21 protein-coding genes are annotated in these 24,377 nt (G+C 66.8%); 16 read left to right on the top strand and 5 right to left on the bottom strand.

The genetic code is table 11. From position 1 onward, the window contains the following. Positions 1-18: 18 nt before the first annotated feature. A complete protein-coding gene (phoR, locus tag RCF34_RS14480; protein ID WP_308708777.1) occupies positions 19-1,332 on the bottom strand; it encodes a phosphate regulon sensor histidine kinase PhoR in 1,314 nt (437 codons plus the stop codon). 18 nt (positions 1,333-1,350) lie between these two features. Further along, entirely contained in the window at positions 1,351-2,040 is a 690-nt protein-coding gene (gene phoB / locus RCF34_RS14485) for a phosphate regulon transcriptional regulator PhoB (protein WP_308708778.1), read from the bottom strand. A 159-nt stretch (positions 2,041-2,199) separates the two neighbouring features. Between phoB and RCF34_RS14490 the strand changes: the two genes are divergently transcribed. From RCF34_RS14490 to RCF34_RS14520, 7 genes are all read left to right on the top strand, one after another. After that, a complete protein-coding gene (locus RCF34_RS14490) occupies positions 2,200-2,994 on the top strand; it encodes an IclR family transcriptional regulator (protein ID WP_208693493.1) in 795 nt (264 codons plus the stop codon). After that, positions 2,991-3,944 (top strand): 2-dehydro-3-deoxygalactonokinase, encoded by a 954-nt coding sequence (locus RCF34_RS14495; protein WP_308708779.1) that lies wholly within the window; start codon positions 2,991-2,993, stop codon positions 3,942-3,944. The genes RCF34_RS14490 and RCF34_RS14495 overlap by 4 nt, the downstream gene beginning before the upstream one ends. After that, entirely contained in the window at positions 3,937-4,563 is a 627-nt protein-coding gene (locus RCF34_RS14500; protein WP_308708780.1) for a 2-dehydro-3-deoxy-6-phosphogalactonate aldolase, read from the top strand. Before RCF34_RS14495 ends, RCF34_RS14500 begins: the two co-directional genes overlap by 8 nt. A gap of 38 nt (positions 4,564-4,601) precedes the next feature. After that, entirely contained in the window at positions 4,602-5,750 is a 1,149-nt protein-coding gene (gene dgoD, locus RCF34_RS14505) for a galactonate dehydratase (RefSeq protein WP_017642356.1), read from the top strand. Between the two features lie 325 nt (positions 5,751-6,075). Further along, positions 6,076-7,401: an MFS transporter gene (locus RCF34_RS14510; RefSeq protein ID WP_308708781.1), complete on the top strand. Its 1,326-nt coding sequence runs from the start codon at positions 6,076-6,078 to the stop codon at positions 7,399-7,401. 107 nt (positions 7,402-7,508) lie between these two features. Continuing rightward, on the top strand, positions 7,509-8,561 hold the full coding sequence (locus RCF34_RS14515) for an SMP-30/gluconolactonase/LRE family protein (RefSeq protein ID WP_308708782.1): 1,053 nt from the start codon (positions 7,509-7,511) through the stop codon (positions 8,559-8,561). Between the two features lie 109 nt (positions 8,562-8,670). Then, positions 8,671-10,071, top strand: coding sequence for a sugar porter family MFS transporter (locus RCF34_RS14520; RefSeq protein ID WP_308708783.1), 1,401 nt, complete (start codon positions 8,671-8,673; stop codon positions 10,069-10,071). Between the two features lie 44 nt (positions 10,072-10,115). Here the strand turns inward: RCF34_RS14520 and RCF34_RS14525 are convergent, their stop codons facing one another. After that, the gene (locus tag RCF34_RS14525; RefSeq protein ID WP_308708784.1) at positions 10,116-10,553 is read right to left on the bottom strand and encodes a hypothetical protein; all 438 of its coding nucleotides are present in this window, start codon (positions 10,551-10,553) and stop codon (positions 10,116-10,118) included. 232 nt (positions 10,554-10,785) lie between these two features. Between RCF34_RS14525 and RCF34_RS14530 the strand changes: the two genes are divergently transcribed. Beyond that, positions 10,786-11,994 (top strand): aldose 1-epimerase family protein, encoded by a 1,209-nt coding sequence (locus RCF34_RS14530; protein WP_308708785.1) that lies wholly within the window; start codon positions 10,786-10,788, stop codon positions 11,992-11,994. 18 nt (positions 11,995-12,012) lie between these two features. Here the strand turns inward: RCF34_RS14530 and RCF34_RS14535 are convergent, their stop codons facing one another. Then, positions 12,013-12,414, bottom strand: a complete 402-nt coding sequence (locus RCF34_RS14535) for an acyl-CoA thioesterase (RefSeq protein ID WP_026083995.1) — start codon at positions 12,412-12,414, stop codon at positions 12,013-12,015. Positions 12,415-12,895: 481 nt separating this feature from the next. Here RCF34_RS14535 and RCF34_RS14540 point away from each other — a divergent pair, with 481 nt between their 5' ends. From RCF34_RS14540 to gltP, 5 genes are all read left to right on the top strand, one after another. Further along, entirely contained in the window at positions 12,896-14,209 is a 1,314-nt protein-coding gene (locus tag RCF34_RS14540; protein ID WP_160924260.1) for an MFS transporter, read from the top strand. Positions 14,210-14,520: 311 nt separating this feature from the next. After that, the gene (gene fdhA, locus RCF34_RS14545; RefSeq protein ID WP_308708786.1) at positions 14,521-15,720 is read left to right on the top strand and encodes a formaldehyde dehydrogenase, glutathione-independent; all 1,200 of its coding nucleotides are present in this window, start codon (positions 14,521-14,523) and stop codon (positions 15,718-15,720) included. Positions 15,721-15,864: 144 nt separating this feature from the next. Further along, positions 15,865-16,224 carry a hypothetical protein gene (locus tag RCF34_RS14550; protein WP_308708787.1) on the top strand — a complete coding sequence of 120 codons (360 nt, stop codon included), beginning with the start codon at positions 15,865-15,867 and terminating at the stop codon, positions 16,222-16,224. A gap of 67 nt (positions 16,225-16,291) precedes the next feature. Then, positions 16,292-17,122, top strand: a complete 831-nt coding sequence (locus RCF34_RS14555) for an aldo/keto reductase (protein WP_308708788.1) — start codon at positions 16,292-16,294, stop codon at positions 17,120-17,122. A 311-nt stretch (positions 17,123-17,433) separates the two neighbouring features. Next, positions 17,434-18,783, top strand: a complete 1,350-nt coding sequence (gene gltP, locus RCF34_RS14560) for a glutamate/aspartate:proton symporter GltP (RefSeq protein ID WP_308708789.1) — start codon at positions 17,434-17,436, stop codon at positions 18,781-18,783. Positions 18,784-18,833: 50 nt separating this feature from the next. Here gltP and RCF34_RS14565 read toward each other — a convergent pair whose 3' ends face one another. Further along, positions 18,834-19,679, bottom strand: a complete 846-nt coding sequence (locus RCF34_RS14565; RefSeq protein ID WP_308708790.1) for an NAD-dependent epimerase/dehydratase family protein — start codon at positions 19,677-19,679, stop codon at positions 18,834-18,836. Between the two features lie 151 nt (positions 19,680-19,830). Between RCF34_RS14565 and RCF34_RS14570 the strand changes: the two genes are divergently transcribed. From RCF34_RS14570 to RCF34_RS14580, 3 genes are all read left to right on the top strand, one after another. Beyond that, complete coding sequence (locus tag RCF34_RS14570; protein ID WP_007159908.1) at positions 19,831-20,763, top strand: hydrogen peroxide-inducible genes activator; 933 nt, start codon at positions 19,831-19,833, stop codon at positions 20,761-20,763. Continuing rightward, positions 20,760-22,835, top strand: a complete 2,076-nt coding sequence (gene recG, locus RCF34_RS14575) for an ATP-dependent DNA helicase RecG (RefSeq protein ID WP_308708791.1) — start codon at positions 20,760-20,762, stop codon at positions 22,833-22,835. Before RCF34_RS14570 ends, recG begins: the two co-directional genes overlap by 4 nt. Before the next feature lie 75 nt (positions 22,836-22,910). Continuing rightward, positions 22,911-24,305, top strand: a complete 1,395-nt coding sequence (locus RCF34_RS14580; RefSeq protein ID WP_308708792.1) for an HDOD domain-containing protein — start codon at positions 22,911-22,913, stop codon at positions 24,303-24,305. Positions 24,306-24,377: the final 72 nt, after the last annotated feature.

Genomic DNA, 24,377 nt, shown 5'->3' on the forward strand with positions numbered 1-24,377 from the left:
ACGGCGGGAGAGGCCGGCTCAGGCCGAGGCGGCGGTGCGCTGGGCGATCTGCTCGGGCTGGAAATCGCAGGTGAAGCAGCTGCCCTCGCCGGGCACGCTGTGGATATCCAGGCCGCCGCGATGGCGGATCAGCACGTGCTTGACGATGGCCAGGCCCAGGCCGGTGCCGCCGGTGCTGGAGGCGCGGCTGGCGTCGAGGCGATAGAAGCGCTCGGTCAGGCGCGGCAGGTGGCGGGCGTCGATACCGGGACCATTGTCCTGCACCGCGACGTGGGCGCCTTCGGCGTCCTGCCAGGCACGCACCCGCACCTCGCCGCCCTCGGGACTGTACTTGACCGCGTTGAACACCAGGTTGGAAAAGCAGCTGCGCAATTCGGTCTCGCTGCCCAGCAGCGCCAGGCCCGGCTCGCACTCCAGGCTCAGCCGGTGGCCAACAGCGCCGGACAGGGCGCGGCCGTCCTGCAGGATGGAGGCGAGCAGCGGCTCCAGGGCCACCGGGCGGTTGTCGGCGGGATAGTCGGTGGCTTCCAGGCGCGCCAGCAGCAGCAGGTCGTCGATGGTGTGCTGCATGCGTCCGGCCTGCTGCTGCATCTGCCCCAGTGCTCGCCGCCAGCGCGGGGTGGCATGGTCGGCGTTGTCCAGCAGGGTCTCCAGGTAGCCGGTGATCACCGTCAGCGGAGTGCGCAACTCATGGGAGACGTTGGCGACGAAATCCTTGCGCATCTGTTCCAGCTGGTGGAGGCGGGTCACGTCGCGCACCAGCAGCAACCGATCGCCCTCGCCGAAGCGGGTGACCAGGATGTGCAGGTATTCATCGTCGTTGAGCGGCGAGGCCAGTTCCAGCGGCTCGCCGTAGTCGCCGCCGAGGAAGTAGTCGGAAAAGCGCGGATGGCGCACCAGGTTGGTGATGGGTTGGCCAAGATCCTGGGGCTGGCGCAGGCCCAGCAGGGTTTCCGCGGCGCGATTCCACCACTCCAGGTTGCCGTGGCGATCCACCAGGATGATGGCGTCGCGCAGGGCCTCGGTGGAGGCCTGGGCGCGGCCGATGACGGCGAGCAGTTCCTCGCGCTGACGCTGTTCGTGGCGCTGGCGGCGATAGAGCCGGTCGAGCACCTCGCCCCATAGCCCTTCGGCTTCCGGCGGCGCGCCCGGGGCCTCGCTCAGCAGCCAGGCGTGCAGGCGCAGCAGGTGCCTCAGGGTCACCGCCAGGTAGACCGCCAGTCCCAGGGCCACCGCCAGGCCGACATGGCCGAAGAGCCAGCCGGCCAGGGCGCAGCCGGCGACCACGGTCGACAGCTGGGTGGCCAGACGGGAGCGCCAGTTGATGTTCACGTCGGCGGTGATCCCGCGTCAGAGTTTGGTGGAAAAGCGATACCCGGTGCCGCGCACTGTCTGTACCAGGCTTTCGTAGGTCTCGCCGAGGGCCTTGCGCAGGCGGCGGATGTGCACGTCCACGGTGCGCTCCTCGACATAGACGTTGCCGCCCCAGACCTGATCCAGCAACTGGCCGCGGGTGTAGGCGCGTTCCTGGTGAGTCATGAAGAACTGCAGCAGCCGGTACTCGGTGGGGCCCATCTCGGCGGGAGCACCGTCGATGGTCACCCGGTGACTGATCGGATCGAGGATCAGGCCGTTGACCTCCAGCGGACCGTCGCTCTCCATGTGGCCGGTGCGGCGCAGCACGGCTTTCAGGCGCGCTACCAGCTCGCGGGGCGAGAAGGGCTTGGTGATGTAGTCGTCGGCGCCGGTTTCCAGCCCCTGGACCTTGTTGTCCTCGTCGCCCTTGGCCGTGAGCATGATGATGGGAATGGCGTCGGTCAGCTCGTCGCGCTTGAGGCGGCGGGCCAGTTCCAGGCCGGAGGTGCCAGGCAGCATCCAGTCGAGCAGGATGAGATCGGGCTTGCGATCGACGATCAGGGCGTGGGCGTCCTTGCTGTTGTCCGCCTCCAGGCATTCATAGCCCGCCATTTCCAGGGCCACGGCGATCATCTCGCGAATGGGCGCCTCATCGTCGACGATCAGGATGGATTTACCCGTCATGGAGCGCTCTGCCTCTCGAGTCCTTGCAATGTGCCGTGCATTAGATAGCGCCAATATTGCAGCTATGTGACAAGGCTGTCATATCTAACTGAAATCCCACAATATGGGATCACGTATCACATATTGAGATTTGCCCGTGAGGCTTCTAAAGTGAAGGCCATGAACGACAACAATTCCAACAAGGGCGAAGCGCCCAGCGGGGCCCAGGCACTGTTTCGCGGCCTGGCCGTGCTCGAAGCCGTGGCCGCCGGGGCCGACAGCCTGGCCCAGGTCGGCGCCGCCATCGGCTGCACCCGCAGCACCACCCATCGCCTGGTCGCCGCCCTGACCCAGGCCGGCTACCTGCGCCATGACGGCGGGCGGCTGATCCTGGGCAGCCATCTCATCGCCCTGGGCTACCAGGCCCGCGAGCAGCTGCCGCTGACCGGCGTGGCCCGCCCCCATCTGCAACGGCTGGCCCAGCACTGTGGCGACACCGTGCACCTCGGCGTGCGCGAGGGCGGCGATGTGCTCTATCTCGACAAGCTGCCGGGCAGCAGGGGGCTGGAGATGAGATCTCGCGTCGGCCTGCGCATGCCGCTGGCGCTGACCGGGGTCGGCAAGGCGCTGATGCTCGATCTCGCCGAGGGCGAATGGGAAGCCCTCTATGGCGAGGGCGTGGCCCGGCGTACCGGCCAGCCCGGCCTGCGCGAGGACTTCCTACCCTGGGCGGACTACTGCGCGCGCCTGCGGCGCCACGCCGCCGAGGGCTATGCCCTGGATCTGGAAGAGAACGAACTGGGCATCCGCTGCGTGGCCGCGCCCATCCGCGGCGCCGATGGCGTCATCGTCGCGGCCCTGAGCGTGGCCAGTGCCATTCCCTACATGCCCGAGGCGCGGCTGCATGAATTGCAGCCCGAGGTCACTGCCTGCGCCCGGGCCATTTCCCGCGAACTCGGCTGGAGTCCTGCATGACCGCCACCCCGCACCTCATCGGCCTCGACTGGGGCACCTCGTCCCTGCGGGCCCAGCTGTTCGACGCCCAGGGCGCCGTGCTGGAAACCCGCAGCCGCCCCTGGGGCATCATGCATGTGCCGGATGGCGACTTCGCCGCGGCGTATCGCACCCTGGTGGGCGACTGGCACGACGCCCAGCCGGACCTGCCCGCCATCGCCTGCGGCATGGTCGGCAGTCGCGGCGGCTGGCGCGAGGTGCCCTATGCCGACTGCCCGGCCGACGTCCACAGCCTGGCCGCCGGCCTGCTGCGCCTGGACAGCGGCTGCGGCGAGCTCCATCTGGTGCCCGGGGTAATGCAGCGCGGCGAGTTGCCCAATGTCCTGCGCGGCGAGGAAACCCAGGTGTTCGGCGCCCTCGAACTGGAGCCGGACCTGGCTGCCGAAGCCCTGCTGGTGCTGCCCGGCACCCACAGCAAGTGGGTGCGGGTGCGTGACGGCCGCTTGACCGACTTCGCCACCTACATGACCGGCGAGTTGTTCGCCGTGCTGCGCGACCACTCGATCCTCGGGCGTCCGGCCACCGAGGCCGGCCCCGAAGCCAGTGCCGAGGCCTTCCGCCTGGGCCTGGTCACCGCCCGCGACGCCGGGGCCGAGGGCCTGTTCGGCCGCCTCTTCACGGCCCGCAGCCGGGTGCTGGCCGGCGAACTGGGGGCGACGCACAGCCTCGACTACCTCTCTGGCCTGCTGATCGGCGAAGAGCTGCGCAGCCAGGTCGCCGCCCTCAAGGGCGCCACCTGCCCACCCCTGGTGCTGATCGGCGATGCGGCGCTCTGCCAGCGCTATCGCGACGCCCTGGCGCTGTTCGATATCCACCAGGTCCGCCTGCTGGAGCAGGCCACCCGGGCCGGGCTCTGGCGCCTGGCCCAGGCCGCCGGCCTGCTCCCTACCTCTGGAGGCTCCCATGCTTGATACCTATCTCAAGGACCTGCCGCTGATCGCCATCCTGCGCGGCGTCACCCCGGACGAGATCGTCCCGGTCGGCCGTGCCCTGTACGACGCCGGCTTTCGCGTCATCGAGATCCCGCTCAACTCGCCGCAGCCCTTCGACAGTATCCGCCGGCTCACCGCAGAGCTGGGCGAAAGCTGCCTGATCGGCGCCGGTACGGTGCTCACCGAGGCCCAGGTGGCCGAGGTGGATGCCGCCGGTGGCCGGCTGATCGTCTCGCCCAACGCCAACCTGGCGGTGATCCGTGCCAGCAAGGCCGCCGGCCTGGTCAGTGCCCCGGGCGTGGCCACCCCCTCGGAAGGCTTCGCCGCCCTCGACGCCGGCGCCGACAGCCTCAAGCTGTTTCCCGCCGAGCAACTCGGCCCGGCGGTGGTCAAGGCCTGGCGCGCGGTGTTTCCCAAGGAGCTGGCGCTCCTGCCGGTGGGCGGCATCACGCCGGACAACATGGGCCCCTACCTGGCCGCCGGCGCCAACGGCTTCGGCCTCGGCTCGGCGCTGTACAAGCCGGGCTTGACCGCTGCCCAGGTAAGCGCCAATGCCCAGGCCTTCGCGGCCGGCTGGCAGGCTACCAAGGGCGTCTGATCCCTCGATCCAATAATTACAGTCGAGATTTCCACACCATGAAGATCACCAAACTCACCACCTACGTCGTCCCGCCGCGCTGGTGCTTTCTCAAGATCGAGACCGACGAGGGCATCCACGGCTGGGGCGAGCCCGTGTTGGAAGGCCGCGCCCATAGCGTGGCGGCGGCGGTCGAGGAACTGGCCGACTACCTGATCGGCAAGGATCCGCGCAACATCGAAGACCACTGGACGGTGCTCTATCGTGGCGGCTTCTATCGCGGTGGCGGCATCCACATGAGCGCGCTGGCCGGCATCGACCAGGCCCTGTGGGACATCAAGGGCAAGGCCCTGGGCGTACCGGTGCACGAACTGCTCGGCGGCCAGGTGCGCGACAGCATCCGCGTCTATTCCTGGATCGGCGGCGATCGCCCGGCGGAGACCGCGGCCCAGGCCCTAGAGCGCCAGGCCAAGGGCTTCACCGCCATCAAGATGAACGCCAGTGAGGAGATGCAGTTCGTCGACACCTACGACAAGGTCGACCAGGTGATCGCCAACGTCGCCGCCATCCGCGACGCCTGCGGTCCGCACTTCGGCATCGGGGTGGATTTCCATGGCCGGGTGCACAAGCCCATGGCCAAGGTGCTGGTCAAGGAGCTGGAGCAGTTCCGCCTGATGTTCATCGAGGAGCCGGTGCTCAGCGAGCACCACGAGGCGCTCAAGGAGATCGCCCTGATGAGCAACACGCCCATCGCCCTGGGCGAGCGGCTCTATTCGCGCTGGGACTTCAAGCGCATCCTCCAGGAAGGCTACGTCGACATCCTGCAGCCCGATCCCTCCCATGCCGGCGGCATCACCGAGACGCGCAAGATCGCCAACATGGCCGAGGCCTATGACGTGGCCATCGCCCTGCATTGCCCCCTTGGTCCCATCGCCCTGGCGGTCAACCTGCAGCTGGACGCCAACTGCTACAACGCCTTCATCCAGGAGCAGAGCCTGGGCATCCACTACAACCAGGGCAACGACCTGCTGGACTACATCAAGAATCCCGAGGTCTTCGACTACGCCGATGGCCACGTGAAGATCCCCCAGGGACCAGGGCTTGGCGTCGAGGTCAACGAGGAATTCGTCAAGGAACAGGCCGCCATCGGCCATCGCTGGCGCAACCCGATCTGGCGGCACAAGGACGGCAGTTTCGCCGAGTGGTAACTCTTCGATGCAACGCTGCTGCGCTTGCCGGAGCGGCGTTGAAAGCCGGTTCGAAATGCTCATGCACTTGATGTGCACTCCGCTTTCTCACCGGCTTTCGCCTTGCTCCGCCTGCGCTCGCGACGCGTTGCTTTCGAAGATTGGCGCCGCTGCTCTCTCACCCCAACCCTCTCCCGAGGGGAGAGGGGGCAAGAGCGGAAGCACCTGCCTCGACTACCGCACCGACCATCCCCTCTCCCTCTGGGAGAGGGCGAGGGCCGCACCCGCGCCCTGACCCCCAGACAGCAACAACGCTCGCCACAACGTCAATTACAGGACCCGAGCCATGCCAACCCCTACCCACGCCGCCCCGGCGGCAGCCGCGGCCGCGCCGACCCTGGCCAAGCCCAGCCGGGCGCGCTTCTTCATCATGACGCTGCTGTTCGTCACCGTGGTGATCAACTACCTCGACCGCAGCAACCTCTCCATCGCCGCCCCGCATCTGGCCCAGGACCTGGGCATCGAGCCGGTGCAGATGGGGCTGATCCTCTCGGCCTTCGGCTGGACCTATGCCGCCATGCAGATCCCCGGCGGCTGGTTGGTGGACAAGGTTGCCCCGCGCATCCTCTATCCGGTGGCCATCGCGCTCTGGTCGTTGGCCACCATCGGCCTGGGTTTCGTCGGCAGCTTCATCGGCCTGATCATCCTGCGTCTCGCCGTGGGCGCCCTGGAAGCACCGGCCTATCCGATCAACAACCGCGTGGTCACCACCTGGTTTCCCGAGCGCGAGCGGGCCACCGCCATCGGCTTCTACACCTCCGGCCAGTTCGTCGGCCTGGCCTTTCTCACCCCGGTGCTGATCTACCTGCAGCAGACCTTTGGCTGGCACATGGTCTTCGTCGTCACCGGTGGGGTCGGTATCCTCTGGGCGGCCATCTGGTACCTGGTCTATCGCGAACCCAAGGACTTCCGCGGCGCCAATGCCGCCGAGGTCGCGCTGATCCAAGAGGGTGGTGGCCTGGTCGATCTGGAGCAGAAGAATCGCAGCCGTGCGGCCTTCCAGTGGCGTGACCTCTGGAGCGTGCTCAACAAGCGCAAGCTGTGGGGCATCTACATCGGCCAGTTCTGCCTCAATTCCACCCTCTGGTTCTTCCTGACCTGGTTCCCTACCTACCTGGTGAAATACCGTGGCATGGACTTCATCAAGGCCGGCTTCCTCGCCTCGCTGCCGTTCCTGGCCGCCTTTCTCGGCGTGATCTGCTCGGGCCTGCTGTCGGACTGGCTGATCCGCCGCGGCGCCTCCGTGGGCCTGGCGCGCAAGCTGCCGATCATCGGTGGCCTGCTGATCTCCACCAGCATCGTCGGCGCCAACTTCGTCGACTCGCCCGCCCTGATCATCGCCTGCCTGGCGCTGGCCTTCTTCGGCAACGGCCTGGCCTCCATCACCTGGTCGATGGTCTCGGCCATGGCGCCGGAGCGACTGATCGGCCTCACCGGCGGAATGTTCAACTTCATCGGCAACCTCTCGGCCATCTGCGTGCCCATCGTCATCGGCTTCCTGGTCAAGGACGGCAGCTTCGCCCCGGCCATCGCCTTCATCGGCGTGACCGCGCTGATCGGTGCCCTCTGCTACGGCCTGGTGGTGGGCAAGGTGGAACGTCTGCCGGAATAAGGGCGACTAAAGAAGCACTCGCAGGAGGCGCCTTCCATCCTGGATGCGGAGGCGCTCCGCCACCGGCCTTGCCGGACCCATAACGACAACAACAAAGGAGTCTCCTCATGCCTCTCGCCCGCCGCACCTTTCTTGGCGTGTCCCTGGCCGCCTCGGCCGGTCTGGTCGCCAGTCGCGCCCTGGCCGACGACAAGTTCGGTCTCACCCGCAACTGGGAGGGCAAGCCGCCCATCGTCATGCCCGATCCCGCCTGGGAGATACACGACCAGGCCTTCAAGGGCCGCCTGGGCAACGCCTTCGTCGAGCGCCTCTGGTCCGGTGGTCTCTGGACCGAGGGCCCGGTGTGGATGGCCGACTGGCGCTGCCTGCTGTTCAGCGACATCCCCAATGCGCGGGTGATGCGCTGGAGCGCCGACGACGGCCATGTCAGCGTCTATGACGACCAGTCCCACAACGCCAACGGCCACACCCGCGATCGCGAGGGTCGGCTGATCAGTTGCGAGCACGACAGCCGCCGCGTGACCCGCCGCGAGTTGAACGGCAGCGTCACGGTGCTGCTCGACCGCTTCGACGGCAAGCCGCTGAACGCCCCCAACGATGTGGTGGTCGGTGCCGACGGCGCCATCTGGTTCACCGATCCGGGCTACGGCATCCTCGGCGCCTACGAGGGCCACAAGGCGGAATTCGAATTGCCTACCAACGTCTATCGCATCGATCCCCAGGGCAAGGCGACGGTGGCGGCGGGGGATTTCGGCCGCCCCAACGGCCTGGCCTTCGCCCCCGATGGCAAGCGCCTCTACATCAGCGACACCGCCGGCGGCGGCAACCCCGGCAAGCCCAATCATGTCAGGGCGTTCAACGTGAAAGACGACGGCACCCTGGGCGGTGGCGAGGTGCTGATCGACGCCAAGGAGCAGGGCGTGATCGACGGTTTCCGCGTCGACAGCGACGGCAATCTCTGGTGCAGCTGGGCCGGCTCGGCGGAGCAGAACAGCGTGCGGATCTTCAATCCGAGCGGCCAGCCGCTGGCCACCCTGCACCTGCCGGAAACCGTCTCCAACGTCGAATTCGGCGGCCTCAAGGACAATCGCCTGTTCATCACCGGCGGCGGTTCGCTCTATGCCACCTATGTGAACGCCCAGCCCGCCCGGCTCTGGTAAGGACTTCTTACCAGCCGAACCAAGGGTCGTCGGACGGGTCTGTAACAAACGGATACGGAACGACCCGCGACGACAAGATCGCCCACAAGGCGAGCGAGGAGCCTCTGCCATGAGCAACACCACCACCAACGCCGACGGTCACGTCACCGAAAAGGCCCAACCCAAGGCGATCTTCGCCTGCTTGATGGCCGCCCTGGCCGGCCTCATGTTCGGCCTCGACATCGGTGTCATCTCCGGTGCCACCAAATTCATCCAGCAGGAATTCCAGATCTCCGATCAGGTGATCGAATGGATCGTCTCCAGCATGATGGCCGGTGCCGCGCTGGGTGCCCTCGGCGCCGGCTCGCTGTCGGCCAAGCTGGGGCGCAAGAAGTCGCTGATGCTGGGCGCCGTGCTGTTCGTGATCGGCTCGATCCTCTGTGGCCTGGCCACCTCGCCGACCATGCTGATCTTCGCCCGCTTCCTGCTGGGCCTGGCCATCGGCATCGCTTCCTTCACCGCTCCGCTGTACCTGGCCGAGGTCGCTCCGGAAAACATCCGCGGCTCGATGATCTCGCTGTATCAGCTGATGATCACCGCCGGCATCCTGATCGCCTTCCTCTCCAATACCGCCTTCAGCTACTACGAGGCCTGGCGCTGGATGCTCGGCATCATCGCCATCCCCGGGGTGCTGTTCCTGATCGGCGTCTTCGCCCTGCCCGACAGCCCGCGCTGGCTGATCATGGCGGGTCGTCGGGAGGAGGCGATCAAGGTCCTGCACCGGCTGCGCGGTGACGAAAAGGTCATCCAGCAAGAGGTCGCCGAGATCGAAGAGCAGCTCAAGGTCCCGCAAAAGGGCTGGTCGCTGTTCAAGGAAAATCCCAACTTCCGCCGCTCGGTAGGCCTGGGCGTACTGCTGCAGGTAGTGCAGCAGTTCACTGGCATGAACGTGGTGATGTACTACGCGCCGCGCATCTTCGAAGGCATGGGCTACGACACCGCCCCCCAGATGTGGTTTACCGCCGCGGTGGGTCTGACCAACGTGCTGGCCACCTTCATCGCCATCTTCCTGGTCGACAAGTGGGGCCGCAAACCCATCCTCTATACCGGTTTCGTGGTCATGGCCGTGGGCCTGGGCGTGGTCGGCACCATGCTCGGCATGGGCAACCTGAGTCATGGTCAGCAGACCTTTACCGTGGTCATGCTGCTGATCTTCATCGTCGGCTTCGCCATGTCGGCCGGTCCGCTGATCTGGACCCTGTGCTCGGAAGTCCAGCCGCTCAAGGGCCGCGACTTCGGCATCGGCTGCTCCACCTTCACCAACTGGATCGCCAACATGATCGTCGGCGCCACCTTCCTGACCATGCTGGGCACCCTGGGGCAGGGCACCACCTTCTGGATCTATGCCGGACTGAACGTGGTGTTCATCTTCCTGGTGTTCCTGCTGGTACCGGAAACCAAGGGTGTCACCCTGGAGCGCATCGAACGCAATCTGATGCAGGGCAAGCGCCTGCGCGACCTCGGCCAGTAGGTTCGAGCGCAAAAGAAAACGCCCGGCGATGCCGGGCGTTTTTGTTAGCGATCCCAGTGCTTGTGTCTGTGCTTGGCGTGCTTCCAGCCCTTGCCGGGATGGTCGCGATAGCGGCGGTCGTCGCGGCCGCTGTCGCCCAGGTTGTTGCCCAGGGCACTGCCGGCACCGCCACCCAGGGCCGCGCCGACCAGGCCACCGGTGCTGCCACCGATCCGATTGCCGATCACGTTGCCGCCCGCCGCGCCCAGACCGCCGCCGATAGCGGCCTCGGTCCGATTGCGACGGTCAGCGCCCAGTACACCACCTGCTGCACCCCCCACGCCGGCACCGATGGCCGCACCAGTGCTGCCGCCGACCTGCTGGCCGACCAGAGTACCGAGCACACCACCCACGGCGCCGCCGAGTCCGGCTTCGGTATTGCCCGCATAAGCCGGGGCAACGCCCGCCAGGGCAAGCAACAAGAACAGGGCTGAAGGTTTCATGGAGTCCACTCCGTGGTAGAGACGAGCCGATCCTCGGCAAAAATCGCTGCCATGGCAAGTACCGAACGGTCGTTTGAATGGTAAAGGTTTCCTTTACCCATTCCTTTGTTTTCCTTGAACAAATCTATACGGGAATAGTGGGTCTCACGCCTTTGACCGCGTCTGGAGCAGGGTCTGCAGCCTGGGGCAGGCTGGTCTAGACTCAGGACGATCGCGCTGCCAAGGGGACTTCATGATCCGCGCTCGTCTGTTGTCTGGCTGTCTCCTGCTCCTTGTCAGTGCCGGCGCCGCGGCCTGGGAATACACCCTCATCGCCCCCGACAAGCCGGTGCGGAACTGGAGCATCAGCAGCGATCGCCTGGGCCTGCGCGATGGCCTGGCCTTTGCCGTCGGCGTGCACCGCCTGAGTGGCGGGCGCCAGGAGGACTCGGTGCTGATTGAGATCGACACCGGCGCCCTGCAACTCACCGTGGTGGCGACCCGTGGCATGAACGTCCTGCGCGCCCAGGCCGGCACCCTGCGACTGGGCTGGGATTCCCCGGTGCGCGAGGTGGTCAATCCGGCCTTCGTCAACCTGGAAAGCCGCAATGGCCTGGGCTGGCTGGAAGGCTTCAACGAACTGGTGGCGCGCGCCGGCTTCGAGTGGGTCGGCCATCCGGGCCTGGACCGGGGGCAACTGCTGACCCTGCATGGGCGGGCCAGCTACCTGCCGGCCAGCCAGGTGGTGCTGACCATCGACGAACAGCCGCCGCACCGCATCAGCCTCAAGGGCGTGCTGCACGAAGAGGCCTTCAAGCAGGCCAGCTTTCGCATCGACACCGAACTGGTCACCCACGCCGGGGCCACCGGCTTCACCCTGCACGACCGCCTGACCAACCAGGGGGCGCATACCGCCGAGTACCAGGTGCTCTACCACAGCAACTTCGGTCCGCCGCTGCTCGGCGAGGGCTCGGCATTCGCCGCCCCGGTGCGGGAGGTGTCACCCTTCGATGCACGGGCGCGCCAGGAGCTGGGGGAATGGCAGACCTATCGCGCGCCCACGCCTGGCTATGGCGAGACGGTCTACAACCTCTATCCCTGGGGCGACAATCAAGGGCGCAGCCTGGCGGTACTGTACGATCGCAGTGCCCACCAGGGCGTGGCGCTGGCCTTCAATGTACGGGAGCTGCCGGTCTTCACCCTGTGGAAGAACACCGATGCCAAGGCCCAGGGCTATGTCACCGGGCTGGAGCCGGGTACCAGCTTTTCCTACAACCGCAGCCAGCAGCGGGCCCTGGGGCTGGTGCCGCGGATCGAAGCCGGCGGCACGCGCGACTTCACCCTCGACTATCGGTTGCTGGCCACCGCTGCCGAGGTCCGGCGGGCGCTGGATCAGGTCGAAGGCATCCGTCACGGACGGCCGACCAAAGTGCGCGAGACGCCGCTGGTCCAGGAGCGCTAGCGGTCGGGCAAGCTTGCGCTAGCGCCGCGCAGGTAGCGGCCGGGTGCGACCGCTGCCGTCGATGGCGACAAAGACGAACACCGCCTCGGTCACCTTGCTCCATTCGCTGGACAGGGGATCGTCGCTCCAGACCTCGATGAGGATCTGGATGGAGCTACGGCCCACCTCCAGGGTGTTGGTATAGAAGGAGAGCTGTGCGCCCACGGGCACCGGCGTCATGAAGGCCATGCGGTCGATGGCCACCGTGGCCACGCGCCCGGCGGCCAAACGACTGGCCATGGCGCTGCCGGCCAGGTCCATCTGGGCGACCAGCCAGCCGCCGTAGATATCGCCGAAGCCATTGGTCTCGCGGGGCAGTGCGGTGATCTGCATGGCCAGGTCGCCCTGGGGGATGGGATCTTCTTGTTCGAGCTCTTCGATCATGACAGGGCCCTCGGGAGCCCGGATAGGTAGGTAACGTTCAGCATCTGCACGCAAGAATGCTGCCAATCTCTCGGCGGAGATCGTTAGGGGGCTACAGTATAACGCCTGGGGCAGGGCGGCTCGACCGCTTTTGCACCAGGATGGAACAGCCATAGCTCGGCAGATGAGCCCTGAATGGGCACTGAATGAATAGCGGAAATTCCTTGCAGATTTGCTATCGTGGAGACCGTGCACGGCCAGGCAATCCAGAGGGTCGTGCACGTCCGATGATCAGGTAATGATCGGTAGACCTGCTGCTGCCGTGCTCCACAAGAGCGCTGGCGGCGCGGTGCAGGTCCGGCGCCCATCCGGCGACCCGCCCGATCCCTGCCAGCCGCTCCAGGCGGACGGTCACTCGGGGCCGCGTCTTGTCCGCTACACCCGGAGGGATGCCAGAGGCCGAATTTCCTTTGCGCTCCTCTCTTGTCCGGGATCCTCGATGAAACTGCAATCCGCCTCCGCGCCGCTCACGTCGCGCCCTCTGGGCCGCAACGACTACAAGACCCTCTCGCTGTCCGCCCTGGGCGGTGCGCTGGAGTTCTACGACTTCGTCATCTTCGTCTTCTTCGCCGCGGTGGTGGGGAAGCTGTTCTTTCCCGCCGACATGCCCGACTGGCTGCGGCAGATGCAGACCTTCGGCATCTTCGCCGCGGGCTACCTGGCGCGCCCGCTGGGCGGCATCATCATGGCCCACTTCGGCGACCTGCTCGGGCGCAAGAAGATGTTCACCCTGAGCATCTTCATGATGGCGCTGCCGACCCTGGGCATGGGCCTGATGCCCACCTACGCCCAGATCGGCGTGGCCGCGCCGATCCTGCTGCTGGTGCTGCGCATCATCCAGGGCGCGGCCATCGGCGGCGAGGTGCCCGGCGCCTGGGTGTTCGTCTCCGAACACGTCCCCGGCAAGCACGTTGGCTATGCCTGCGGCACCCTGACCGCCGGCCTCACCTTCGGCATCCTGCTCGGTTCGCTGATGGCGACCCTGATCAACACCGTCTTCACCCCGCTGGAGGTGGCCGACTACGCCTGGCGCTTCCCCTTCCTGATCGGCGGGGTCTTCGGCCTGTTCTCGGTCTACCTGCGCCGCTGGCTGCACGAGACGCCGGTGTTCGCCGAGCTGGCGATCCACAAGTCGCTGGCCGAGGAAGTGCCGCTCAAGGCGGTGCTGCGCGACCACCGCAGCAGCGTGATCCTGTCCATGCTGCTGACCTGGATGCTCACCGCCGGCATCGTGGTGGTCATCCTCATGACCCCGACCCTGCTGCAGACCCAGTACGGCTTCTCGGCCGCCCTGGCGCTCAAGGCCAACAGCCTGGCCATCGTCTTCCTGACCCTGGGCTGCATCGTCTCCGGCGCCCTGTCCGATCGCTTCGGCAGCGGTCCGGTGTTCATCGTCGGCGGCCTGATCCTGGCAGTGGCCAGCTGGGCGCTCTATGCCGGTCTGAAGGTCCATCCGGAATGGCTGTTCCCGCTCTATGCCCTGGCCGGTGCGGCAGTCGGCGTCATCGGCGGCGTGCCGCGGGTGATGGTGCTGGCCTTCCCGCCCAAGGTGCGCTTCTCGGGGCTGTCCTTCTCCTACAACGTCGCCTACGCCATCTTCGGCGGCCTGACGCCCATGGTCGTCACCCTGATGCTCAAGGAGCATCCGCTGGGCCCGGCCTGGTACGTCATGGGGCTGGCCCTGCTGGGCGTGGGCATCGGCTGCTACCTGCTCAGCCGCGAACGCCGCGCTGCTGCCCTGGCGCCCGCGTGATCCCGCCCGGTCGCGCCGCCCGCACCGGCGGCGTGACCGGGATCGCCAGGCCAACCCGCAAGCACGACCTCGGCATCACCAAAAACGCCATCCCCACAGACGCCACGCTTCGCGAGGACTAGGCTCGAACCGCTACGGCTTGTTTGAAAAGTCGCCGAGCGAAGGTGAGGCAAGGAAGAAATCGGCGAGGAAGCGGCGTTTACGACCGGTAAATGAGCATTCCGAGCTGATTTTTGACGCCGCATCGCCGAGGCCCAGGCACTTTTCCGACAACGCCCAGAGCCAGTCCAACAATAAGAGCGAGGTGCAACATGTCCGGTAATCGTGGCGTCGTCTATCTGGGCGCGGGCAAGGTCGAGGTGCAGACCATCCCCTACCCGAAGATGGAAACCCCGCAGGGCAAGCGTATCGACCACGGCGTCATCCTGCGCGTGGTCTCCACCAACATCTGTGGTTCCGACCAGCACATGGTGCGTGGCCGGACCACCGCGCCCGAAGGCCTGGTGCTCGGCCACGAGATCACCGGCGAGGTCATCGAAGCGGGCCGTGACGTCGAGACGCTCAAGGTCGGCGACCTGGTCTCGGTGCCCTTCAACGTCGCCTGCGGTCGCTGCCGCACCTGCAAGGAGCAGGACACCGGCGTCTGCCTGACCGTCAATCCCTCGCGTGCCGGCGGTGCCTATGGCTACGTCGACATGGGCGGCTGGGTCGGTGGCCAGGCCGAATACGTGCTGGTCCCCTATGCCGATTTCAACCTGCTCAAGCTACCGAATCGCGACGCGGCCATGGAAAAGATCCGTGACCTGACCTGCCTGTCCGACATCCTGCCCACCGGTTACCACGGCGCCGTCACCGCCGGCGTCGGTCCGGGCACCAGTGTCTACGTGGCCGGTGCCGGCCCGGTCGGTCTGGCCGCGGCGGCCTCGGCGCGCCTGCTGGGCGCCGCCGTGGTCATCGTCGGCGACGTCAACCCGGTGCGCCTGGCGCACGCCAAGGCCCAAGGCTTCGAGATCGCCGACCTGTCCCAGGACACCCCGCTGCACGAGCAGATCGCCGCGCTGCTGGGCACGCCTGAAGTGGATTGCGCGGTCGACGCCGTCGGCTTCGAAGCCCGTGGCCATGGTCACGAAGGCGCCAAGAGCGAGGCCCCGGCCACGGTGCTGAACTCGCTGATGGGCGTTGTACGCGTAGCTGGCAAGATCGGCATTCCCGGCCTCTACGTCACCGACGACCCAGGCGCCGTGGACGCCGCGGCCAAGGAGGGTGCCCTGAGCATCCGCTTCGGTCTGGGCTGGGCCAAGTCCCACAGCTTCCACACCGGCCAGACCCCGGTGATGAAATACAACCGCCAGCTGATGCAGGCGATCATGTGGGATCGCATCAAGATCGCCGACATCGTCGGCGTGCAGGTGATCACCCTGGACGAGGCCCCGCGCGGCTACAGCGAATTCGATTCGGGCGTGCCGAAGAAATTCGTCATCGATCCGCACAGGCTGTTCAGCGCGGCCTAGCTATTGCACTAAGGATTTTGCCCGAGACTGCTGGCCATTTGGCATTTCTCGGGCAAGCCGTGCAGTCGTTTGTCGTACCGGAGGGTCTACCTCCGCAGCGTCCGCCCCGGGCGCTGTTTTTTTGGTGCCACAGACGAGGCCAGTATGATCCCGAATGTCCTTTCGACCCTTCGCCGTATCGTCCCCGCGCTATTCGTGGCCTTCTTGCTGCTAGGCAGTACCGCTGTTCGCGCCGAGGGCGGTGTGTCCTTTCGCTTCGCCGAAGAAGGGCAGGGCTGGATGCTGCGTGGTCCGGTCGACGTGCTCAAGTGGCCTTTCGTCTATGACCGCAGCCGCGAGCGCGCGCGCAATACCCTGGTGCGGCTGGATGGCGACACCCAGGTGCGGGTGATCGAGACCCGCTCCTTCCAGCGCTGGAAGCGCATCGAGCTGCAGCAGGATGGCCGTACCGTGCTGGGCTGGGTGGAAAGCTACAGCGTGCCCGAGGCCATGCGCCTCGATTGATCGGGAGCAAAAGGCCACCGCCGCCAGTCACACCTCTGGTATCCCATCCATTCCAGAGGAGCGACGCATGTCCGCGATCACCCGTCTTCAGCTCAACGACGGTCACCACATTCCGCAATTCGGTCTGGGGGTCTGGCAGACTCCGGCCGAAGAGACCGCCCAGGTGGTCAAGACGGCCCTCGACCTGGGCTATCGACACATCGATACCGCCGCCATCTACGGCAATGAAGAAGGCGTCGGCCAGGCCATCGCCCAGGCCGGTCTGCCGCGTGACGAGCTGTTCGTCACCACCAAGCTGTGGAATGCCGACCAGGGCTACGACAGCGCCCTGCGCGCCTTCGACACCAGCCTGGCCAAGCTGGGCCTGGAGCATGTCGACCTCTACCTGATCCACTGGCCGCTGCCGGAAAAGGGGCTGTTCCTCGACAGCTGGAAGGCGCTGATCGAATTGCGCAACCAGGGCCGGGTGAAGTCCATCGGCGTCTCCAACTTCCGCCAGGCCGACATCGAGACCCTGCTGACCGAGACCGGCGTGGTGCCCGTGGTCAACCAGATCGAGTGCCATCCGCTGCTGCAGCAGCACGAGCTGCGCGACTTCAACACCTACAAGGGCATCGCCACCGAAGCCTGGAGTCCGCTGGCCCAGGGTGGCGAGCTGCTGGGCAGCCCGGTGCTGCAGCAACTGGCCGCCAAGCACGGCAAGACGCCGGCCCAGGTGGTGCTGCGCTGGCACATCCAGCTCGGCAACATCATCTTCCCCAAATCCAAGACGCCCAAGCGCATCGAAGAGAACATGCAGATCTTCGACTTCGCCCTGGACGACGAGGACCTGCGGCAGATCGCCGGGCTGAACCAAGACAAGCGCCTCGGCCCCGATCCCTCCACTTTCAACGGCTGACGTTCACGGGGCGCCGCGATGAGCGGCGCCTCTGTATGCCTGGCGCGCAAGGCGCCAGTGCCTGTATGCTGCGCGGCCCTTTCGGGACACCTCATGCCGGATCGGCATAGGGCAGGCGACAGCGGCATTAGACATACCCCGTTACCCTCTGGCAAAAGTGTGACGCCTTGGTGCTCCTCGTCCTTTTCGAGCACCGTTTCCGCAGCCTGAACGCACCCTCCACGTTGGCGTTGCATGCGCTTCGCGCATCACGACCCGGCACGGTGACGTTCGTCCCGAACTCCATCCAAATAGAACAAAGGTGTCGGTACATGACCAAGCCCAAGCTCAGCCTCGCGTGGCAGATCCTCATCGGCCTCGTGCTGGGGATCGCCGTCGGCGCACTGCTCAACCACTTCAGCGCCGAGAAGGCCTGGTGGATCTCGAACGTCCTCAAGCCGGCCGGCGACATCTTCATCCGGCTGATCAAGATGATCGTGGTGCCCATCGTCATCGCCACCCTGGTGGTCGGCATCGCCGGGGTCGGCGATTCCAAGAAGCTCGGTCGCATCGGCCTCAAGACCATCCTCTACTTCGAGATCGTCACCACCCTGGCCATCGTCGTCGGCCTGTTCTTCGCCGACAGCGTGCAGCCGGGTGCCGGCATCGACATGAGCACCCTGGGCACCACCGACATCTCCCAGTACCAGAAGACCACCGCGGAAGTGCAGCATGACCACGCCTTCATCGCGACCATCCTCAACCTGATCCCGTCCAACGTCTTCGCCGCCGTCGCTCGCGGCGAGATGCTGCCGATCATCTTCTTCGCCGTGATGTTCGGCCTAGGCCTGGGCGCCCTGCCGGAAGCCACCCGCGAGCCGGTGGTGCGGGTCTTCCAGGGCATTTCCGAAGCCATGTTCAAGGTCACCCACATGATCATGAACTACGCCCCCATCGGCGTCTTCGCCCTGATCGCGGTGACCGTGGCCAATTTCGGCTTCGCCTCCCTGCTGCCGCTGGCCAAGCTGGTGGTGCTGGTCTACGTCGCCATCGGCTTCTTCGCCCTCGGCGTCCTGGGCATGGTGGCCAAGCTGTTCGGCTTCTCGATCTTCCGCATCATCCGCATCCTCAAGGACGAGCTGATCCTGGCCTATTCCACCGCCAGCTCGGAAACCGTGCTGCCGCGCATCATCGAGAAGATGGAGGCCTATGGCGCACCCAAGTCCATCACCAGCTTCGTGGTGCCCACTGGCTACTCCTTCAATCTCGACGGTTCCACCCTCTACCAGAGCATCGCGGCGCTGTTCATCGCCCAGCTCTATGGCATCGACCTGTCGCTGAGCCAGCAACTGCTGCTGGTGCTGACCCTGATGGTCACCTCCAAGGGCATCGCCGGCGTGCCGGGTGTCTCCTTCGTAGTGCTGCTGGCCACCCTGGGCAGCGTCGGCATCCCGCTGGAAGGCCTGGCCTTCATCGCCGGTGTGGACCGCATCATGGACATGGCGCGCACCGCCCTGAACGTGATCGGCAATGCCCTGGCCGCGCTGGTCATCGCCAAGTGGGAAGGCCTCTACGACGCCGAGAAGGGCGCCGCCTACTGGGCGGCTCTGCCGCACCTGAAGCGCACCGCCAAGGTCGAGGAGCGTCCTCAGGCCACCCGTGGCGACGCCCTGCGTGATTGAGTGGATCGCTAGTTGAATCTAGAGCCCGGCCCGTGCCGGGCTCTGTCGTTTCAGCGGTCGAGAATGGCCGCGTAGCCTTCGCGATAGCTGGGGTAGCGGGGCGTCCAACCCAGCGCCCGGGCGCGGGCGTTGCTGCACCTCTTGCTGCCGGCGCGGCGCAGCTGGGCTGCGTCGGACCAAAAGGTGATGCCCAGTCGCGCCCGCAGCCAGTCCACCACCTCGTCCAGCGGCGCCGGATCGTCGTCCACGCCCAGATAGAGAGCGTCCAGGGCGATCCCTTCGCGATCCCGCTGCAGCAGCAACGCCAGCAGGCCGGCGGCGTCCTCGACATGGATGCGATTGCCATACAGCGGCGGCTCGCGGGTCACCCGGGAGCCCTCGCGCACCTGGCGCAGCAGCGCCTCGCGGCCTGGGCCGTAGATGCCGGTCAGGCGGACCACGCTGGCGGGCAGGCCACTGCCCAGCGCCAGGTCTTCCGCCTCGCGCAGGATGCGCCCGGAAAAGCGCTCGGGTTCGGCGGGGGCGGTCTCGTCGACCCAGGCGCCGTCGCCCTGGGCATAGACGCCGCTGCTGGAGACGAACAGCAGGCGCTGTGGACGCTGGCCGCAGGCGGCCAGCCAGCCGAGCAGGTGGCGCAGGCCATCGACATAGGCGGCGCGATAGCCGGCCTCGTCATGGTGGATCGCGGCGGTGGCATAGACCACTTGATCGATAGACTCCCGCGGCCAGGCGGCCGGTGGCGTGGGATCGGCGAGATCGCCCGCGACCGGCAGCAATTCGGCGGGGAGGGCGGCGACGTTGCGCCTGAGGCCGAAGACGCGGTGGCCCTGGGCGACCAGTTGCAGGCCGAGACGGCTGCCGACATCGCCGCAACCGGCGATCAGGATGGTGCTCATCGGTGTTTCCTTCTGCAAAGGCCTGGACAGACGGCCAGGGTAGCCTGTGCCTGGCCGTGGTCCAATCATGGCGAGTAGGCTCCTGCCCGTCGCGCTTGGCCGTTGATAGAGACAGCCGCTAAGATTGGCCGGCACCCCATGGAATTTGACTATGACCCTGACTGAACTGCGCTATATCGTCACGCTCGCCCAGGAACAGCACTTTGGCCGAGCTGCCGAGCGTTGCCACGTCAGCCAGCCGACACTGTCGGTGGGCGTCAAGAAGCTCGAGGACGAGCTGGGCATTCTGATCTTCGAGCGCAGCAAGAGTGCCGTGCGCCTCACGCCCACCGGCGAGGGCATCGTCGCCCAGGCGCAAAAGGTGCTGGAGCAGGCCCAGGGCATCCGCGAACTGGCCCAGGCCGGCAAGAACCAGCTCACCGCGCCGCTGAAGATCGGCGCCATCTATACCATCGGGCCCTATCTCTTTCCGCACCTCATCCCGCAGCTCAACCGGGTGGCGCCGGAGATGCCGCTGTACATCGAGGAAAACTTCACCCACCTGCTGCGCGACAAGCTGCGCACCGGTGAGCTGGATGCCGTCATCCTCGCCCTGCCGTTCAACGAGCCGGACGTCCTGACCCTGCCGCTGTACGACGAGCCCTTCTACGTGATGATGCCGGCGCGGCACCCCTGGACCAAGCTCAAGGCCATCCCGCAGAACCAGCTGAGCGACAAGAGCCTGCTGCTGCTGGGCGAAGGCCACTGCTTCCGCGACCAGGTCCTCGAAGCCTGCCCGACCGTGCGCAAGCACGAGGAAAACAAGAATTCCACGGTGGAATCCTCTTCGCTGGAAACCATTCGCCACATGGTGGCCTCGGGCCTGGGTGTCTCGGTGCTGCCGTTCTCGGCCGTTGAGAGTCACCACTATGCCCCGGGGATCATCGAGGTGCGCCCCTTCGAGCGGCCGGTGCCCTACCGCACCGTGGCCATCGCCTGGCGCGCCAGCTTTCCGCGGCCCAAGGCCATCGAGGTGCTGGCCGACTCGGTCCGCCTGTGCTCGGTGGCGCGGCCTGAAGCCAAGGGCGTCGTGCAGCCGGCATGAGTGAACTGGCCGCGACGCCGGTCACCGCCCTCAAGGGGGTCGGCGCCGCCCTGCAGGAAAAACTCGCGCGGGTCGGCCTGGAAACCCTGCAGGACGTGCTCTTCCACCTGCCGCTGCGCTACCAGGACCGCACCCGCATCGTGCCCATCGGGGCCCTGCGGCCCGGTCAGGACGCGGTGGTGGAGGGCATGGTCGCCTCCGCCGAGGTGCTCATGGGCCGCCGCCGCAGCCTGCTGGTGCGCTTGCAGGACGGCAGCGGCACCCTGTCGCTGAGATTCTTCCACTTCAGCCAGGCGCAAAAGGACGGCCTCAAGCGCGGCACCCTGCTGCGCTGCTATGGCGAGGTGCGCCCCGGTGCCTCGGGCCTGGAGATCTACCACCCCGAATACCGCGCCCAGGACGAGAACGCCCCGGCGCCGGTCGAGCAGACGCTGACGCCCATCTACCCGACCACCGAAGGCCTCACCCAGCTGCGCCTGCGCCAGCTCAGCGCCCAGACGCTGGAGCGGCTGGGGCCCGAATCCCTGCCGGACTGGCTGCCGCCGGAGATGGCCGAGCACTATCGCCTGGGGCCGCTGGCCGACGCCCTGCGCTATCTGCACCGACCGCCGCCGGATGCGGACCTGGAAGAGCTGGCCGAGGGTCGCCACTGGGCCCAGGAGCGGCTGGTCTTCGAAGAATTGCTGACCCACCAGTTGTCCCTGCAGCGCCTGCGCGAGACCCTGCGCGCCCAGCGTGCGGTGCCCTTGCCGGCCGCCCGCCGACTGCCGCAGCTGTACCTGGACAACCTCGGCTTCACCCCCACCGGCGCCCAGCAGCGCGTGGGTCGCGAGATCGCCCATGACCTGGCCCAGTCCGAGCCCATGCTGCGGCTCGTGCAGGGCGACGTCGGCGCGGGCAAGACGGTGGTCGCCGCCCTGGCCGCCCTGCAGGCCATCGAGGCTGGCTACCAGGTGGCGCTGATGGCGCCTACTGAGATCCTCGCCGAGCAGCATTTCCTCAACTTCCAGCGCTGGTTCGCGGCCCTCGACATCGAGGTGGCCTGGCTGGCCGGCAAGCTCAAGGGCAAGGCCCGCGCCAGCTCGCTGGAACGCATCGCCGCCGGCGCGCCCATGGTGGTGGGCACCCATGCGCTGTTCCAGGACGAGGTACGCTTCGCCCGCCTGGCGCTGGTGGTGATCGACGAACAGCACCGCTTCGGCGTGCAGCAGCGCCTGGCGCTGCGCCAGAAGGGCGTCGAAGGCCGCCTGGCGCCGCACCAACTGATCATGACCGCCACCCCCATCCCGCGTACCCTGGCCATGAGCGCCTATGCCGATCTGGACACCTCGGTGCTCGACGAACTGCCGCCGGGACGGACGCCGGTCAATACCGTGAGCGTCACCGACAGCCGTCGCGAGGAGGTGGTGGAGCGGGTGCGCGCCGCCTGTCACGAAGGGCGCCAGGCCTACTGGGTCTGCACCCTGATCGAGGAATCCGAGGAACTCACCTGCCAGGCGGCCGAGACCACCTACGAGGAATTGCAGCTGGCCCTGGCCGAACTGCACGTCGGGCTGATCCACGGGCGCATGAAGCCGGCGGAAAAGGCCGCGGTGATGGCCGAGTTCAAGGCCGGCCACCTGCAATTGCTGGTGGCCACCACGGTGATCGAGGTCGGGGTGGATGTGCCCAACGCCAGCCTGATGATCATCGAGAATCCCGAGCGCCTGGGTCTGGCCCAGTTGCACCAATTGCGGGGTCGCGTCGGGCGGGGCAGTGCGGTCAGCCATTGCGTGCTGCTGTTCCATCCGCCACTGTCGCAGATCGGTCGCGAGCGGCTGGCTATCATGCGCGAGACCAACGACGGCTTCATCATCGCCGAGAAGGACTTGGAATTGCGTGGCCCGGGCGAGATGCTGGGGACCCGCCAGACCGGCCTGCTGCAGTTCAAGGTGGCCGACCTGATGCGCGACGCCCACTGGCTGCCGGCGGTCCGGGATGCTGCCCAGGAGCTGCTGGCACGCTGGCCGGGTCATGCCGGTCCGCTGCTGGAGCGCTGGTTGCGTCACGGGCAGCAATACGGCCAGGTTTGACAAAGCTTATACAGACGACGCTACCTACGAGGCCGAATGGTTATACTCCGAAGCGTACGTGAGGAAGAAAATGCCATGACCGATGTAGCGCTCGCTTCGCCCCTCCCTGAAGTCCCCCCTTCGATCCAGCAGTTGCTTGCCCAGCTGAACCTGGCTTATCGGCCGACACCGGCGACGACGCGCCAGCCGCAGGCGAATCGGGTACACACGGTGCTCTTGAGCGACAGCGTCGGCATGCTGCTGGTGCTGCTGCCCGAGGATCAGCTGCTGGATCTGCGCCGGCTGGTGGAGTTCACCGGGCGGCAGCTGACGGTGGTGGCGCCGGAGCGACTGATGCGCACCCTCGAGCGCTATGAACTGGATGTCCTGCCGGGGCTGCCGTCGCTGACCAATTCCCCCTGCCTGTATGACGAGCGCCTGCTGGAGGCGCCTCGACTGCTGCTGGAGTCCGGTGAGCGCTCGCTGCTGCTGGAAGTTGAAACATCGGACTATAGGCGCCTGCTGAATCAGGCCACCGCCGGCAGCTTCGGCATCCCGGCGGCCGGTATCCAGCCGAATCTGCGGCAACCGGAGCGTGACGAAGCGGAAATCCTCCATGCCGCCACCGCCTTCACCGCGCGGCGCATCCGCCAGCGCCTGGAGGAGACCCTGGAGATCCCGCCGCTGTCCAAGACCGCGGAAAAGGTCATCAAGCTGCGGGTCGACCCCGACGCCACGGTGGACGACCTCGCCAACGTGGTGGAGACCGATCCGGCGCTGGCGGCCCAGGTGATCAGCTGGGCGGCCTCGCCCTACTATGCCGCACCCGGCAAGATCCGCTCGGTGGAAGACGCCATCGTGCGGGTGCTGGGCTTCGACCTGGTGATCAACCTGGCCCTCGGCCTGGCGCTGGGCAAGACCCTGAGCCTGCCCAGCGACCAAGCCCAGCAGGAAACGCCCTACTGGAAACAGGCCATCTACACCGCCGCCCTGATCGAGGGCCTGGCGCGTTCCATGCCACGCGCGGAGCGACCGGAGATGGGCCTGGCCTATCTCGGCGGCCTGCTGCACAACTTCGGCTACCTGGTGCTGGCCCACGTCTTCCCGCCACACTTCTCGCTGATCTGCCGCCATCTGGAGGCCAACCGCCAGCTGGATCACCAGGTGATCGAGCACCACCTGCTGGGCATCACCCGCGAGCAGATCGGCGCGGCCCTGATGCGCTGCTGGGAGATGCCCGAAGAGGTGGTGACGGCGCTGCGCTTCCAGGGTGATCCGGGCTACCAGGGCGAGCAGGCGCTCTATCCCAACCTGATCTTCCTCGCCGTGCAGCTGCTGCGCGCCGAGGGCATCGGCAACGGCCCGGCCCAACCCATTCCCGACGCGCTCTATGCGCGGCTGAGCATCGATCCGGCCAAGGCCCGGGAATGCATGCAGAAGATCCTGGGCGCCGAAGCCGCCCTGCGCGAGCTGACCGGCCAGTTCAAGTGAACCGCTGACCAGACTCCGGCGGCACCCGCCGCCGGGCCAGACGCCAGACAACAAAAAACCCGCCGAGGCGGG

Source organism: Pseudomonas sp. 102515 (assembly GCF_031085165.1).
In the GTDB taxonomy this organism is placed as follows: domain Bacteria; phylum Pseudomonadota; class Gammaproteobacteria; order Pseudomonadales; family Pseudomonadaceae; genus Chryseomonas.